Origin of the sequence: Shimia sp. MIT910701 (assembly GCF_047126315.1) — a bacterium.
In the GTDB taxonomy this organism is placed as follows: domain Bacteria; phylum Pseudomonadota; class Alphaproteobacteria; order Rhodobacterales; family Rhodobacteraceae; genus Shimia.
This window is the reverse complement of record NZ_CP138953.1, coordinates 1595423-1610356: the sequence shown is the minus strand read 5'-3', so window position 1 is coordinate 1610356 and position 14934 is coordinate 1595423. Positions and strand designations below refer to the sequence as shown.

Below are 14934 nucleotides of genomic sequence, written 5' to 3'. Positions count from 1 at the left end.
GATCTCCCCCTTGCGGCAGAAAGCCAGAGGAGGTCGCGTGACGTTGGAGGACAGCGATCTGTGACGGTTGCAGACTGCCTTGAGGCCCTACGATCCGACATTCCTAGCTGCCAGGTGGCAGCTTTCGGGGATGTGGCCGCGCGTCTGATCCTCAAGGCGTCCCATGATGCAACTGTGCCGCGAGAGAAGCTGGATGGTCTCTGCGCTGAGGCGGCACGCTGTTTTGCAATGACTGAGGGCACTGGCGATCCAAAGGCAGACACGCAAAACAGTATTGTGATGACCGCGCAGGACATGCGGGTCTATGTGCGGGCGCAGGGCCGTGCAGATTTCATTTGCCTGCTTTGCGCTTTGGACAGTGATCCGGAAGAGGTTGTTCCCAAAGGCGTCGCGGCGCTGAGCCAATTGGCGGGGGACGCGTGATCGCGCCGCGCAAAGATATGCCGACCGCTCCTGACACAGAGGTGACGGACGCGCGTGTCGCATTGCAGCGTTTGGCAACGCCAGAGGTGCAGGCCTATGGCGCGTGGCGCAGCTTTGGCTCTGCGGCGGAGGCTGTTCGGGCGGTTATTGGCGAAATTGGCGAAGTAGTGCTGGCGCGGAGGATTGCTGTGTCGGTGCGGAACAGTGACGCCGCGCTGCTACTGACCATCAGCAACCGGCATTTGGTGGCGCTGGAGGGGATCTCTCTGAATGCCAGCGATACCGATGCGCACGACGTTGTGGCTGCGATTGGGAGAGCGCTGGATTGCGCCAAAAGCCTGCGGTTTGACATCGCCACGCGGACGTCTGAGATGCCGAGCACGGCGCGGTCATGGTCTTGGCAGGCTTTGCTGGAGGCGCTGGAAGCGCCGCGCAAAAACGCGGTTGCGCCTGGCATTTTTGCGGATGTGAAGGCGCTGTCTGTTGCCTGGCTTGAGGTGGAGACCGGCGAAAAAACTGGCCCGGAGGCAGCGCTGCGGGCGTTGCACCATATGGCCAAAGCCCGCGGGGATTTTGTGGGGCAAGTGGACCAGTTCCGGCAAGATCGGTCCCATTTGGCGTTGTTTTCCATGACCGAACAGATGTTTGCCGTCGAAGTCAGCTGGCAAGGGAACTTGCTATTGGCGATATGTGAGGCATCCACGCGGGAAGATCTGCTCGCGATGTGGCGCGGCTTGGTCGCAGAGACGTAGTCCAGACAGTTCACGTGTGACCAAGTGTATGGGCTTATCGGCCTATGTACTTGCAGGAAATTCCAACCTGTATTATAGGTATACAGCCTAGAGATTCCTGTTGCCCGCCGAGACCCGTAATTATCATGCAGAGCCCGCTCGACACATTGGACCGCCGCCCGCTGTACGCGCAGGTGGCCGAGGGCATTGCCGCGATGATCAAGGATGCGGGGCTTGTGCCGGGCGATGACTTGCCGTCTGAGGCGGAGCTCTGCGAGCGCGCCGGTGTGAGCCGTGTTGTCGTGCGCGGAGCTTTGGCACAATTGGCCGGTGCGGGGTTGATCAAGATTTCCAACGGGCGGCGGGCGCAGGTGATGTCGCTGGACGCAAATGTGTTGACCGCTTCACTGAGCCAAGGGCTGGCCACGGCACAGTTCAGCGTTTTGCAGGCTTTGGAGGTGCGCAATGGCATTGAGGCCAGCACCGCCGCTTTAGCCGCCCAAAACCGGAGTGACGCGGATTGTGCCCGGCTTTCGGCGCTATGTGATCAAATGCAGGGGGCCATGGAAGACGCCGATAGTTTTGCCGAGCTTGACTATCGCTTTCACCTTGTGGTGGCTGAGGCCACGGGCAACCCGCTTTATGCCTACATCGTGCAGTCGCTGCGCGAGGTGATCAAATCCTCGGTGAGCGCCGGTCGGCTGGCGCAGCCTACAGCGCAGGATCAACAGCGCATTCTGGCCGACCACCGCCGCATTCAACACGCCATTGCCAACGGGGATGCGGCTGCCGCAACCGTTGCGATGCAAAACCACTTTGCCGCCGCCAACACTGCCCTTGTGCAAGACGCGGCACCTAAAGACACTAGATCCTGACCATGTCCCATCCCGCCCCCAAAACGCTCGACATTCTGTGCTTTGGCGAACCTATGTTTGAATTTTCGTTTGTGGACGAGGACACCATTCGTCCCGGCATTGGTGGCGATGTGTCCAACACTGCCGTTGCCGCCGCGCGGGCCGGAGCGCGGGCTGGCATGTTGACCCATTTGGGATCGGACAATTTTGCGGAGCGCATTTTGCAGCTTTATACGGATGAAGGCATTGATGCCTCCCGCGTGATGCAATCGGAGACAGCCCCGACTGGTCTGTACTTCATCGACTACGGCCCAGACGGGCATCGGTTTTCTTATCGGCGCGCTGGATCGGCGGCGAGTTTGGTGGGGCCGGAGGACCTGTCGCCTGAGATGTTTGAGGGCGTGGGTGTGCTGCATATCAGCGGGATCACGCAGGCGATTTCCGCTTCCTCCTGTGAGGCCACGGTGCGTGCGGCAGAACTCGCCCGCGCGGCGGGGGCGCGGGTGTCGTTTGATACCAACCTGCGATTAAACCTGTGGTCAGCAGAGGACGCGCGTCAGGCGTTGAAACAGATCCTGCCGCTGGTCGATATCGTGTTCCCAAGCCTTGAGGATGCGGAAGCGCTGTTTGGGACGTCTGGCGTCGATGACATTTGCGCTCGCTTCCTTGGGGAAGGCGCGGCGCTGGTGGTGCTGACGCTTGGCGAGGACGGCGCTGTGGTGGCAGATGCTAACGGACAAGTGGCCGTGGCACCGTGCAAGACAGCGCTGGTGGATGCGACCGGCGCGGGCGACACCTTTGATGGCAGTTTTCTGGCGGAATATGCGCGCACCTCCGATGCGGTGGAGGCGGCGCGGTTTGCCTGTGCGGCAGCGTCTCTTTCCGTGGAAAAAGTCGGCGCGGTGAAGTCTATTCCAAAGCTGGACGCCATTCGCGCGCGGCAGGGGTAAACCGCCGCGCCGAAAACGTGCGTCAGCTGGGCGACTTGGGCGCGTAGTCGGCCGGGTCCAAGCTCTTCGGACGCCCCGGAAGCGACAGATTGCTGACCGAAGGCTGTTTGCGGGCGATCACCTTGCCTTTGCGGATCACGGCGAGGCGGTCCGCGCGCAGGCGGATGGTCTCGATCTTGTCGCGCGCTTGCAGCAGCACAAGATTGGCGGCGCAGCCTTTGGCAACGCCATAGCCGCCCAGCCCCATGATGTGTGCCGAGTTTTGCGTGACCGCGTCAAAGCACCAGGCCATGTCCTCGCGACTGGACAGCTGCCCGACATGCAGACCCATGAAGGCCACATCCAGCATGTCAGCCGTGCCCATGGAGTACCACGGGTCCATAACGCAATCAGAGCCAAAGCCCACAGTGATGCCGGCGTCCCGCAGCTCACGCACGCGGGTTTGACCACGCCGTTTGGGATAGGTGTCGTGCCGCCCTTGTAGCATGATGTTGATCAGAGGGTTGGGAATGGCGTGCACGCCTGCTTCGACCATTAGCGGGATCAGCTTGGAAACATAGTAGTTGTCCATCGAGTGCATGGAGGTCAGGTGTGAGCCAGCGACACGTCCTTGCAGACCCAAACGCTGGGTTTCATAGGCGAGCGTTTCGATGTGGCGGCTGTGTGGATCGTCACTTTCATCACAATGCATGTCGACCATCAGGCCTCTGTCCGCAGCAATTTTGCAAAGCTGACGCACAGACTCTGCGCCATCCGCCATGGTGCGCTCAAAATGCGGGATGCCGCCAACCACATCGACGCCCATATCCAGCGCGCGCAGGGTGTTGGCCATGGCGGTTGGATCACGCAGAACACCGTCTTGCGGGAAGGCCACCAACTGCAGATCGATGTAGTCTTTGACCTGGTCCCGCACCTCAAGGAGCGCCTCAACGCCCTTGAGTTCATCATCGCAGGTATCGACATGGCTGCGGATCGCGCCCAGCCCCATGGAAACCGCCAGATCGCAATAGCGCAGGGCCCGTTGGATGATGTCATCGACACTTTGCACAGGCTTGAGTTCGCCCCAGAGCGCGATGCCTTCGAGCAACGTGCCGGAGACATTCATGCGCGGTGTGCCCAGCGACAGCGTGGCGTCCATGTGAAAATGCGGGTCCACAAAGGGGGGCGACACGAGATAGCCTTTGGCGTCGATAACCTCGGTGGCCTCAGCCGTGATACCAGCTTCAACAGCGGTGATAATGCCGTCTTGGCAGGCAATGTCGACACCGCTGCGCCCGTCAGGAAGGGTCGCGTTTTTGATGATCAGATCAAACATGAGAAATCCTAGCGTTGGCCTTTGAACCACGGCGTTAGAAGCGCGCGGGGATAGTCGGCTTTTCGGGCGGCCACCACAAGCGCGATGATCGACAGGATGTAGGGTGCCATCAGGAAGACCTGCCCCGGCACAAGAGCGCCCACTTCGGTTTGCAGGCGGACTTGCAGCGCGTCAAAGGCACCAAACAAGAGCGCGCCGAGCAGGGCTTTGCCCGGCTTCCAGCTGGCAAAAATCACCAGTGCGATGCAGACCCAGCCGCGTCCGTTCACCATGCCAAAGAAGAAGGCGTCAAAGGCCGACATTGTCAGGAAGGCACCACCAAGTGCCATCAGGGCAGAGCCCGCCACCACGGCCCCGATGCGCAGACCGTAGACCGAGAGGCCTTGGGCATCGACGCTGTCAGGGTTGTCACCCACAGCTTGCAGGGCGACGCCCAGCGGGGTGCGGTTGAGTACATACCAGACCAACCCAACCATCAGGATCGCCAGCCATGTGAGCGCGGTTTGTTGAAACAGCACCGGCCCCAGAAATGGCAGTTCCGAAAGCAGTGGCACATCCAGCGGCTGAAACGGCTCAATGCGCGGCGGGGAGGACACGTTGGGCAGCGCGGTGCGATAGGTGAAGTAGCTGACCGAGGTGGCAAACATGGTCACCCCAAGCCCGGACACGTGTTGAGACAGCCCCAATGGCACGGTCAGGATAGCATGGATCAGACCGAAGAAAGCCCCCGCGAGCGCGGCCACCAACACGCCGCCCCAGAGGCCCGCGCCAAGCCAAACCGCCATCCATCCGGCCATGGCCCCGGCGGCAAAGATGCCTTCGATACCCAGATTGAGCACGCCGGTTTTCTCACAGAGCAACGCGCCGAGCACGCCAAAGATCAGCGGTGTGGCGATGCGCAGCGAGGCGGCCCAGAAGCTTTCGCTGAGCAGGATTTGCAGAATGTCCATCATGCCTGCTCTCCTTTGGGCGTTTTTACCAAAGCGATGCGGTAGCGGGCAAAGAAGCCGCCAATCAGCACGCAGAGCAGCGACATGGAAACCACGAGATCTGCCAAGTAAGACGACACCCCCATGGCGCGGCTCATGCTGTCGGCGCCAACAAACACACTGGCGATGAAGAGCGCGGACATGACCACCCCAACTGGTGAGAGGCCTGCGAGCATGGCGACCACAATGCCGGTGTAGCCAAAGCCGGGGCTGAGGTCGGCGGTGAGATAACCTTTGAGACCTGCCACTTCGCTCACACCGGCCATACCGGCCAAAGCGCCGGAGACAATGGCGACGCTCATCAGCGAGCGGTTTACGCGGATGCCGGCGTGTTTGGCGGCGGCGGCGTTTTCTCCCACTGCGCGCAGCTTGAAGCCCCAAACCGACCGCGCCAGCATGAACTGTGCCACACCGGCGCAGACCAGCGCGATGATCAGGCCGGAATGTACGCGCATCCGGTCCATCAGAGGGGGCAACATGCCTTGATCCAGAATGGGCGGGCTTTGCGGCCAGCCAAGGCCCATAGGGTCTTTGAGCGGGCCTTCGAGCATCATTTGCAGGAAGATCAGGATCACGAAGTTCAGCAAGAGCGTGGTCACCACCTCATCCGCGCCGAAGCGGGATTTGAGCACGGTGGGCACCGCCATGCCCACGGCACCTGCTGCGCAGCCAAAGAGCACGATCAGCGGGATTAACACAAAGGAAGGCGCGTCGATGGCCCCTGCCCCGATGGCCACGGCAGCCATTGCGCCGAGGTAGAGCTGGCCTTCGGCCCCGATGTTCCAGAGCTTGGCCCGAAAAGCGAGCGCGGCGGCGAGACCGGTGAAGATCAGCGGCGTGGCGCGGGTCAGCATTTCGGTGAAAGCAAAGGTGGAGCCAAACACGCCTTTGAACATTTCCTTATAGGCTGTGGTGACATCGGCACCGGCAAAGGCCAGCGGCAGAGCCGCCAGCGCCAGCGCCACAAAGGCGGAGAGCACCGGGATGCCCAACGTCATGAGGCGCGAGGAAGATTGTCTGGGTTCGATGCGGATCATGTCAGTTCTCCCGCCATCATTAGGCCAATGTGTTCGCGATCGCGGCTGTTTGCTTCGATTAGGGCGCCGTCGTGGATCACCATGATGCGGTCCGCGAGGCTCAACACCTCGTCGAGATCTTCGGAAATCAGCACAATGCCTGCGCCACGGGTGCGGGCCTCCAGCAAGCGGCGCGCCACTTCGGCAGCAGCCCCCATGTCGAGGCCGCGCGTCGGTTGGTTGGCCAGGAGCAGCTTGGGGTTTTGTTCAAACACCCGCGCCAGGATCAGCTTTTGGATGTTGCCGCCGGACAGAAGCCGCGCTCGGGCGGTCACACCTGGGCCGCGCACGTCATAGTCGGCTGCCAGCCGGTCCGCGTTGGCGCGAATGGCATCGCGTTTTAACAGACCCTTGGCCTGCACCTCCGGTTCATCCAACCGCTCGATCACCATGTTCTCAGCGACGCTCATCGCCCCGACGATGCCGTCATGGTGGCGGTCCTCGGGAATGCGGCCCACCCCGGCGTGGATCATCTTGCGCGGGGTTGGATGTGCAATGACCGTTTCGTCCACCTTCAACGTTCCGTTGGTGGGCTGGTTCAGACCGGAGATCACCCCCGCCAGCGCGCTTTGGCCGTTGCCGGACACGCCTGCAATGCCCAGAATTTCATGTTGGTGCACCGCCAGAGTGACATTCTCAAGCGAGTCCCGCTTGGAGCGGCCTGTCACCGACAGGTTCTTCAATTGCAGCACCGGCGCGCCGGGTGTCAGGTCGCTGCGTGGGGTTTCGGGTGTGTCCGCCCCGACCATCATCCGCGCAATGTCGCGCTCGTCAGCTTCTTGAGTGGCAATCTCACCTACCTTTTCGCCATGGCGCAACACAGCGATGCGGTGGGAAAAGGCCAGAACTTCGCGCAGCTTGTGGGAGATGAAAATCACCGACAGCCCTTCGCGGGTCATGGCGCCAATACTGTCAAACAGCGTGTCAGCCTCTTGCGGCGTCAATACGGCGGTGGGTTCGTCCAGCACCAGAATGCGCACATCGCGGTATAAGGCCTTGAGAATTTCGACCCGCTGCCGTTCGCCCACGCTCATCTTGCCCACGGGCACGTCGAGCTGTGCCTGAAGCCCGGTGTGCTCCATGATGCGTGCGATCTTTGCGCGGGCACCAGCACGGTCTCGTTTGAGCATCCGCAAGGGCTCGGAACCCAGCACAATGTTATCCAGCGCATTGAGGTTCTCAGCCAGCGTGAAGTGCTGGTGCACCATGCCGATCCCCGCCGCCAGCGCCGCTTGCGGATGGCCAAGCATCAACGGGCGCATAGCACCGGACTCGTCAGCCACATCCACCGTGCCGTCATCGGGCATGTAGTGCCCAAAAAGCATGTTCATCAATGTGGTTTTGCCAGCGCCGTTTTCTCCCAACAGCGCCAGCACCTCGCCGCGGTGCAAGGTCAGATCCACCGCGTTATTCGCCACAACGGAGCCAAACCGCTTGGTCAGCCCGTTCAAAGATAAGACTTTTTTCTGTGTCACAATGTGAAAAGGCCGACCCCGAGGATCGGCCTTCCCCAAATCAGTTGTCAGAGACAGGACGGTCGTCGTTCACGTTCACACGGAACATGCCACCCATGATGTCAGCCTCTTTGGCCCGCACGGCCTCAACCACATCAGCTGGCACCAGCTTGTCATCCAGCACGAGAGAGCCGCCGCCATACTGCATGAAGCTGTACTGACCGTAGTCCGCCGCTTCAAAGGTGCCGCTGGCGACGCTTTCGATGGCTTTGTCGATGGTGGCTTCCATGTGCCACAAAGCCGACGCCAAAATGGTGCCCGGGTAGTCGCCCGAGGTGTCAATCACGTTGCCAATCGCCTTTACACCGCGTTCGACAGCGGCGTCAGACACGCCAAAGCGCTCCGCGTACATGATGTCCGCACCGGCATCCATCATCGCAAAGGCGCTTTCCTTGGCTTTGGGTGGATCGTACCAGCTGTCGATGAAGTTGACGATGAACTTCACATCCGGGTTCACCTCGCGTGCACCGTCCATAAAGGCGTGCATCAGGCGGTTCACCTCTGGAATAGCGTAACCGCCCACCATGCCGATCACATTGGACTCGGTTGCCTTACCGGCCACCATGCCCGACAGATAGGATGGCTCGTGAATCCAGTTGTCAAACACCGAGAAGTTTGGCGCCACCGCCCCAAAGGACGAGCCCATGAGGAAGGCGGTTTCCGGATAATCCCCGGCCACTTTGCGCGCCGCGCGTTCCAGGCCAAAAACTTCGCCCACTATCAATTGCATACCCTGTTCGGCATATTCGCGCATCACGCGTTCGTAGTCTGTGTTGGCCACGTTTTCGGAAAACACATACTCAATGTCGCCGCGCTCAGCCGCTGTGTTCAGCGCCAAATGGATGCGGCTGATCCACTGTTGTTCCACTGGCAGCGTGTAAATGGCAGCAACTTTCACAGCCTCAGCAGCGGCAATTCCTGCGGACGCAAGAACGCTTGCGCCCAACGCCGATGCGAGCAGCACCCGACGAGACATCTTCCCAACGATCTTCATAGATAACCCCCTGATTGAATGCGGCTAGCTTCGGCAACTTTGACCGTTCGATCAATCTATTTGTTTGCAAATGAGTTTTTTGCTGCAAGACAGGACAGCACTGCTGCCAAATTAAGCCTGTCGCCCAGCGGACAAGCGCAGTCTGTGAACCGGCTGCGTTCCTTGCCGCGCAGAAAATCCAAACACACAACTTTAGCGGCCACTTTGGTCACAGAGCCTGCCTGGGCCCCGCCTAATCCCGATCAGAAAATGAAATCTGTCGCGTCGATCACTGCGATATTCACATTTAGCAACCGGATGGTTGTGGTGCCTTCGACAATCTGCGCATCCAAGCCCACCTGTGTGAGGTTGGCCAGCACATCGCCAATGTTGTTCAGCCCGGCGGCTAGGGACAGGTCGATTTGGTCGCTTCCGTCCTGATAGTCGGTCACAAAATTGGTGGTGCCGTCGCCGCTGGCAAAGACAAAGACGTCCGCATCCGCGCCCCCGGTGAGGGTATCGCTGCCGCCGGCGCCGTTGAGCGTGTCATTGCCGTCGCCGCCAAGCACCACATCGAGGGTATTGCCGGTGCCGGTGAAACTGTCGTTGCCCGCGCCGAGGTCGTAATCGATGCGGTTTTGATTGACGCCGTTGGTCTGCTGGCCCGTCAGGTTGGTGCCAAACACCGTATCATCGCCGCCGCCGGTGGAGACGTCCACGGTGGCGACGACGGTGTTAAGCCCGTAAAGCTGCAGCCCCTGCAGGTCGTAGGTGTTGGCATTGCCGGTGCCAAACATCGTGCCGCCCACAAGTTGCAGCCGTTCCACGCCTGCGCCCATGACGTTGCCGATGCCGTCAAAGTCAAAGCTCTCAAACACAAAACTCGCCCCGGCCAGGTTGTGCAGCGTGTCAAAGCCTGCGCCGCCCACAATGGTGTCGAGCTCGGACTGATCGCCTGCGCGCAGGAAGATCAGATCGCTGCCGTCGCCGCCATCAATCAGGTCGCCGCCGGCGCCGCCTTCGAGCGTGTCATTGCCATCGCCACCCAAAATCGTATCGCTGCCCAGCCCGCCAAAGACCACATCCACCGACACGCCCGCGCCGGTGAAGCTGTCGTTGCCCGCGCCGAGGTCATAATCGTAGCGGTTTTGGTTGACGCCGTTGGTCTGCTGCCCGGTCTGGTCAGAGCCCACAACCGTGTCATTGCCACCGCCGGTGGCGATCTCCAGGTCGCTGACCACGGTGTTCATGGTCAAAAACCGCACGCCGGTGAGGTCAAAGATGTCGTTGCTGCCGGTGCCCAGCACCGTATGCGCCGCCAGCGACAGTTCTTCGATCTCCAGCACGTTGAAGTTGGGCCCATCAAAGGCGTTGATCTGCTGCAGGGTCACGTCGCCGCCGGTGGCATTCACCAGCCGGTCGATGCCCGCGCCGCCGAGGTACTCTTCGAGTTCGTGGTTGGAGCCCGCGGTTAGCACCAGATGGTCGTTGCCCAAGCCGCCCTCGAGCCGGTCCAGACCGGCGTCGCCTTGCAGCGTGTCGTTGCCCTCGCCGCCTTGCAGCAGGTCGTTGTCTGCGCCGCCCAGCAGGGAATCTGCGCCCAGCATCCCGCGCAGGGTGTCATCGCCGCCTTGGCCAAAGACCACGTCGTTCATCAGCCCTGCGCCGGTGAAGTCATCCTGTCCCGCGCCGAGGTCATAGTCGATCCGGGCCTGGTTGACGCCGTTGGTTTGTTGCGCGGTGGCGGCGCTGCCGATCACCGTGTCATTGCCCGCGCCGGTGGTGACCTCCAGATTGGTCAGAACGGTGTTCAGGCCAATGAACCGCGTACCGTCAAAGTCAAACAGCGTGTTGGCGCCGGTGCCATTGATGCGGAAACCGTTGAGCTGCAGGATCTCGACGCCGGAGCCGTTCACCGTCTCGGTGGCGTCGTCATAGTCAAACACCGAGAAAGTGAAGTTGGTGGTGACACCGTTGGTGATGATGTCAGCCGTGCCTGCGCCGCCAATAAATGTATCGAGCTCGCTGTCTTCGCCTGCGAGCACGGTGAAAGTGTCGTTGCCACCCTGCCCGTTGAAGAAATCGCCGCCCGCGTTGCCGCGCAGCATGTCATTGCCATCGCCCGCGAGCACCGTGTCACTGCCCGTACCGCCAAGCACGACATCGATGTTGACGCCTGTCCCAACAAAGCTGTCGTTGCCTGCGCCGAGGTCATAGTCGATGCGGTTTTGATTGACGCCGTTGGTCTGCTGGCCCGTCAGGTTGGTGCCAAACACCGTATCATCGCCGCCGCCGGTGGAGACGTCCAGCGCCGAGACGGTGGTGGCCAATTGGGTCAGGCGCAGGCCTTGGAAGTTCATCAGGTCATTGCCCCCCGTGCCAAGCACGGTCAGGCCTGCGATCGCCATATTCTCCAAGCCAGAGCCGCTGACCGTTTCGGTCACATCGGTGGCATCAAAGACGTCAAACACCAGATTGGAGCCGCTGGTGTTGAGCAGCCAATCCGCGGTGCCATCGCCCCCGACATAGATGTCGCCCAACGAGCTAGTGCCGGATTGGATGGCGATGGTGTCATTTCCGTCGCCCGCCAAGATCCAGTTGTCCGCCGCGCTGCTGGTGATGCTGTCGGCGTTGGCGGTGCCCTGGATGTTTTCAAAATTCACGGCCGTCAGATCCACGGAGCCATTGCGGGCGATGTCGATGTCCCCCGTGGTGAGGTTCGCCGTCACCGCAGACCCCGCCGCCAACAGGCCGCTGAGGTCGAGCCAATCGCTGCCGCCGTTGCCGTCCACATTCATGAAATCGGTGAGCACGCCGATGGTGTCATTGCCCAGACCACCCGAGAACGTCTCGCCGTCAAATTCGTTGAGATAGCCCGACACTTCCAAACCGGACACCAAGGTGACGGCATCATCTCCGCCGAGGGCATCCAGGAAGTTGTTTTCAAAGGCCGTATCTGGGAAGGCCGCCACGGCGGCGCTGAGATTGACGGCGTCGTTGAGCTCGGTGAAGAGGCCATCGTTCACGCCGTCGATGGTCACCGTCAGGGTGGCCGCATTGGTGGCGCCAAAGTCGTCCATCAAGGTGAAAGTGAAGGTTTCCTGCAGGCTGGCCCCGGACAGAAGGCCATGCACCGTTGGGTTGTCGTCATCCACCGTGTAGCTGTAGGCGCCGGTCAGCGCGTCCCATGTCAGCACGCCATAAAGCCCAACGATACCGGTGGTGCCATTGATCTGGCCATCCACATCGACCACCGAGACCACAGTGCCATCGACATCGGAGGCGTTACTTTTCAGGTTGCCATTGCCCACGGCGCTGATGGTGATGCCGATGCCTTCGAACACATTGAGGCTGACGTTGCCCACGGTGGGCGCATCGTTGACGCCGGTCAGGTTGACTGTCACCTGCCCGGTGTCGCTGGCGCCGTTGCCGTCGGTGATCTCATAGCTGAAGCTGTCCACGGCCGGGGTGCCGTCGGCCAGCGCGTCAAACACACCCGCGGGATCGTAGCTGAGCGTGCCGTCCAGATTGAGCGTGACCGTGGCGCCGGAGCCGGTCAGCACCACAGAGCCGCCAAGCGCCACCGCTTGGCCGTCGATCATGGTGACCGCGAAACTGTCGAGATCCGGGTCGCTGTCGTTACTGGTCACGTCGATGAGCACGGCGGTGTCTTCATCCGTGGCCGCGGTGTCGTCGACCGCAGCGGGCGGGGCGTTGCCGCCTTCTACGGTGATCACCAGCAAGCTTGGGCTGGTGGTTGTGCCATCGCTGATCGCCATGGCCACCGTGACGGTGTCATTTTCGGACGGATTCAGATCAAGGAAATTGGTTTGGGGATCAAAAGTGTAACTGCCATCTGCCAGCACGGTCAGCAGGCCTTGGCGCCCGCCTGCAGAGGTCACCACAAGGGCGGTGCCAGGGGCCACGCCGGCCACCAGTCCGACGCTGAGGCTGTCACCAGTGTCGATGTCACTGTCGTTGATGAGGACATTGCCGCTAACCGTGCTGTTTTTAGCCGCGGTGGCCACATCGTCCGCCGTCACTGGCGCATCGTTTTCGCCGGTGACGTTGATGGTCAGGGTCGAACTGTCGCTGGCGGTGCCGTCGGTGATGTCGACGGTGAAGCTGTCGGTGTCACTGAAGCCGTCGTCGATGCTCTCGTCGGTGACGAGGTAGCTGTAGCTGCCGTCTGCGTTGAGCGTCAGCGTGCCGTAGGTGCCGACGAATACGCCCGCGTTGGTGACGGAGAGCACGTCGCCCGCGTCCACGTCGGTGTCGTTGGTCAAGACGTTGCCTGTGGCCGCCACGCCGTTGTCGCTGGCGCTGGTGCTATCGTCATTGGCGACGGGGGCATCATTTTCGCCGGTGACGTTGATGGTCAGGGTCGAACTGTCGCTGGCGGTGCCATCTGTAATGTCGACGGCAAAGATGTCGGTATCATTGAAGCCGTCGTCGATGCTCTCGTCTGTCACGAGGTAGCTGTAGCTGCCGTCTCCGTTGAGCGTCAGCGTGCCGTAGGCGCCGACGAATACGCCTGCGTTGGTGACGGAAAGCACGTCGCCCGCGTCCACGTCGGTGTCGTTGGTCAGCACGTTGCCGGTGGATGCCACACCGTTGTCGCTGGCGCTGGTGCTGTCGTCATTGGCCACTGGCGCATCGTTCTCGCCGGTGACGTTGATGGTGAGGGTGGAACTATCTGCGCTCGTGCCGTCGGTGATGTCGACCGTAAAGCTGTCCGTGTCGCTGAAGCCGTCGTCGATGCTCTCGTCTGTCACGAGGTAGCTGTAGCTGCCGTCTCCGTTGAGCGTCAGCGTGCCGTAGGCGCCGACGAATACGCCTGCGTTGGTGACGGAAAGCACGTCGCCCGCGTCCACGTCGGTGTCGTTGGTCAGCACGTTGCCGGTGGCTGCCACGCCGTTGTCGCTGGCGCTGGTGCTGTCATCGTTGGCGACGGGGGGCGTGTTACTCCCACCTGTTCCAGAGCCTGTGACCGTGACCGTCACCGTAGCGGTGTCGTAGCCGCCGTTGCCGTCGGTGATGGTGTAGGTGAAGGTATCGGTGGCGGTGCTACCTGCGGCGAGATAGTCGAACTGGCCGTTGGCGTCGTAGATCAGATCGCCCCCTGCGGTCAGGGTGATTATGCCGATGGTGGCCGTGCCATCCACCGACACTACCTCCAGCGTGTCACCTTCCCAATCAAAATCATTGGTCACCAGGCCAGAGGCGCTGACGGTCAGTGCGGCGTCTGATTGCGCGGCGAGGGTGTCGTCGACTGCCAAAGGCGCATTGTTGGCGGCACGCAGGTTGATGGTGATGTCGTCAAATTGCAGGAGTTCGATGCTGAACAGCCAATCGGTGCCGAGGACATCCGTGTGGGTCACCCGCAGGCCGCACCAGCCTTGGTGGAACGTAAAGTTGAGAATGCTGTCCTCAAACACCGCGGTGTCCCTGCCGCGCCCGCCAAAGAGCACATCGTTGCCTTGCCCGCCTGAGAGCACATCCCGTCCCCGACCACCAAACAGCCAGTCATTGCCGGCGTCGCCAAATAGTGTGTCTTTACCGTTGCCGCCTTTGAGCAGGTCGTGCCCGTCGCCTCCGGAAATCAGATCGCGCCCATTGCCGCCTAATAGGATGTCATTGCCGCCATTTCCGTTGATGGTGTCATGGCCATTGCCGCCATAGAGAAAATTGGACAGCCCATTGCCATTGATGAGATTGTTGCCGTTGTTGCCAGGCATAAGACGTTCCCCCGAGGATGCAGCATCCGCAGTTGCAGATGATGGACCCGACCGGGAAGACAGGCTTGGACTGGGTATTTGGAGTGTGAAAAAAGTTAATTTTGGCCAGAAAAGGCGTTAAATCACATACCCTAGAATTGAACGGTTTTAGTGCGGTCCCACCTACGGTCGAGCGACGACTGAAACGGAAAACTGGCAAGCACTTTTAATCGCTGAAAAAACCAGAAATCACTCGTTTTTTATAGCAGAAATGGAGCGTTTTGTCAGCCTTCCGGTCTGTGAGATCGGCACAAAGGATTTTTTTAACGCCTCGATTGGGGCGACAACAGACCTTGCGCAGGCCTGTCTCAATGGGCGGCCCCAAAGGCCAC

The 14934-nt window shown here is 60.9% G+C and carries 10 protein-coding genes; 4 read left to right on the top strand and 6 right to left on the bottom strand.

Going from position 1 to position 14934, the window contains the following annotated elements:
• Positions 1-60: 60 nt before the first annotated feature.
• The 4 genes from SIB38_RS07665 (at position 61) to SIB38_RS07650 (ending at position 2958) form a co-directional block, all read left to right on the top strand.
• The gene (locus tag SIB38_RS07665; protein ID WP_412551735.1) at positions 61-423 is read left to right on the top strand and encodes a hypothetical protein; all 363 of its coding nucleotides are present in this window, start codon (positions 61-63) and stop codon (positions 421-423) included.
• A gap of 17 nt (positions 424-440) precedes the next feature.
• Positions 441-1175: a hypothetical protein gene (locus SIB38_RS07660; RefSeq protein WP_294119055.1), complete on the top strand. Its 735-nt coding sequence runs from the start codon at positions 441-443 to the stop codon at positions 1173-1175.
• A gap of 125 nt (positions 1176-1300) precedes the next feature.
• On the top strand, positions 1301-2029 hold the full coding sequence (locus SIB38_RS07655; protein ID WP_294119058.1) for a FadR/GntR family transcriptional regulator: 729 nt from the start codon (positions 1301-1303) through the stop codon (positions 2027-2029).
• A 2-nt stretch (positions 2030-2031) separates the two neighbouring features.
• Complete coding sequence (locus SIB38_RS07650) at positions 2032-2958, top strand: sugar kinase (protein WP_294119060.1); 927 nt, start codon at positions 2032-2034, stop codon at positions 2956-2958.
• A gap of 22 nt (positions 2959-2980) precedes the next feature.
• Here the strand turns inward: SIB38_RS07650 and SIB38_RS07645 are convergent, their stop codons facing one another.
• The 6 genes from SIB38_RS07645 to SIB38_RS07620 form a co-directional block, all read right to left on the bottom strand.
• Positions 2981-4273 (bottom strand): amidohydrolase family protein, encoded by a 1293-nt coding sequence (locus SIB38_RS07645; protein ID WP_294119061.1) that lies wholly within the window; start codon positions 4271-4273, stop codon positions 2981-2983.
• Positions 4274-4281: 8 nt separating this feature from the next.
• Complete coding sequence (locus tag SIB38_RS07640; RefSeq protein ID WP_294119117.1) at positions 4282-5223, bottom strand: ABC transporter permease; 942 nt, start codon at positions 5221-5223, stop codon at positions 4282-4284.
• Positions 5223-6296, bottom strand: a complete 1074-nt coding sequence (locus SIB38_RS07635) for an ABC transporter permease (RefSeq protein ID WP_412552029.1) — start codon at positions 6294-6296, stop codon at positions 5223-5225. Before SIB38_RS07635 ends, SIB38_RS07640 begins: the two co-directional genes overlap by 1 nt.
• Complete coding sequence (locus SIB38_RS07630) at positions 6296-7813, bottom strand: ABC transporter ATP-binding protein (protein ID WP_294119063.1); 1518 nt, start codon at positions 7811-7813, stop codon at positions 6296-6298. The genes SIB38_RS07635 and SIB38_RS07630 overlap by 1 nt, the downstream gene beginning before the upstream one ends.
• Positions 7814-7853: 40 nt before the next feature.
• A complete protein-coding gene (locus SIB38_RS07625) occupies positions 7854-8846 on the bottom strand; it encodes a BMP family protein (RefSeq protein WP_294119064.1) in 993 nt (330 codons plus the stop codon).
• A gap of 242 nt (positions 8847-9088) precedes the next feature.
• The gene (locus SIB38_RS07620) at positions 9089-14563 is read right to left on the bottom strand and encodes an Ig-like domain-containing protein (protein WP_412551734.1); all 5475 of its coding nucleotides are present in this window, start codon (positions 14561-14563) and stop codon (positions 9089-9091) included.
• Between the last annotated feature and the right edge of the window lie 371 nt (positions 14564-14934).

Bases quoted from the DNA above. Each gene is read 5' to 3' on its own strand.
- SIB38_RS07640 (WP_294119117.1), bottom strand. From the start codon at position 5,223: ATGGACATTCTGCAAATCCTGCTCAGCGAAAGCTTCTGGGCCGCCTCG.
- SIB38_RS07660 (WP_294119055.1), top strand. From the start codon at position 441: ATGCCGACCGCTCCTGACACAGAGGTGACGGACGCGCGTGTCGCATTG.
- SIB38_RS07625 (WP_294119064.1), bottom strand. From the start codon at position 8,846: ATGAAGATCGTTGGGAAGATGTCTCGTCGGGTGCTGCTCGCATCGGCG.
- SIB38_RS07645 (WP_294119061.1), bottom strand. From the start codon at position 4,273: ATGTTTGATCTGATCATCAAAAACGCGACCCTTCCTGACGGGCGCAGC.
- SIB38_RS07650 (WP_294119060.1), top strand. From the start codon at position 2,032: ATGTCCCATCCCGCCCCCAAAACGCTCGACATTCTGTGCTTTGGCGAA.
- SIB38_RS07620 (WP_412551734.1), bottom strand. From the start codon at position 14,563: ATGCCTGGCAACAACGGCAACAATCTCATCAATGGCAATGGGCTGTCC.
- SIB38_RS07655 (WP_294119058.1), top strand. From the start codon at position 1,301: ATGCAGAGCCCGCTCGACACATTGGACCGCCGCCCGCTGTACGCGCAG.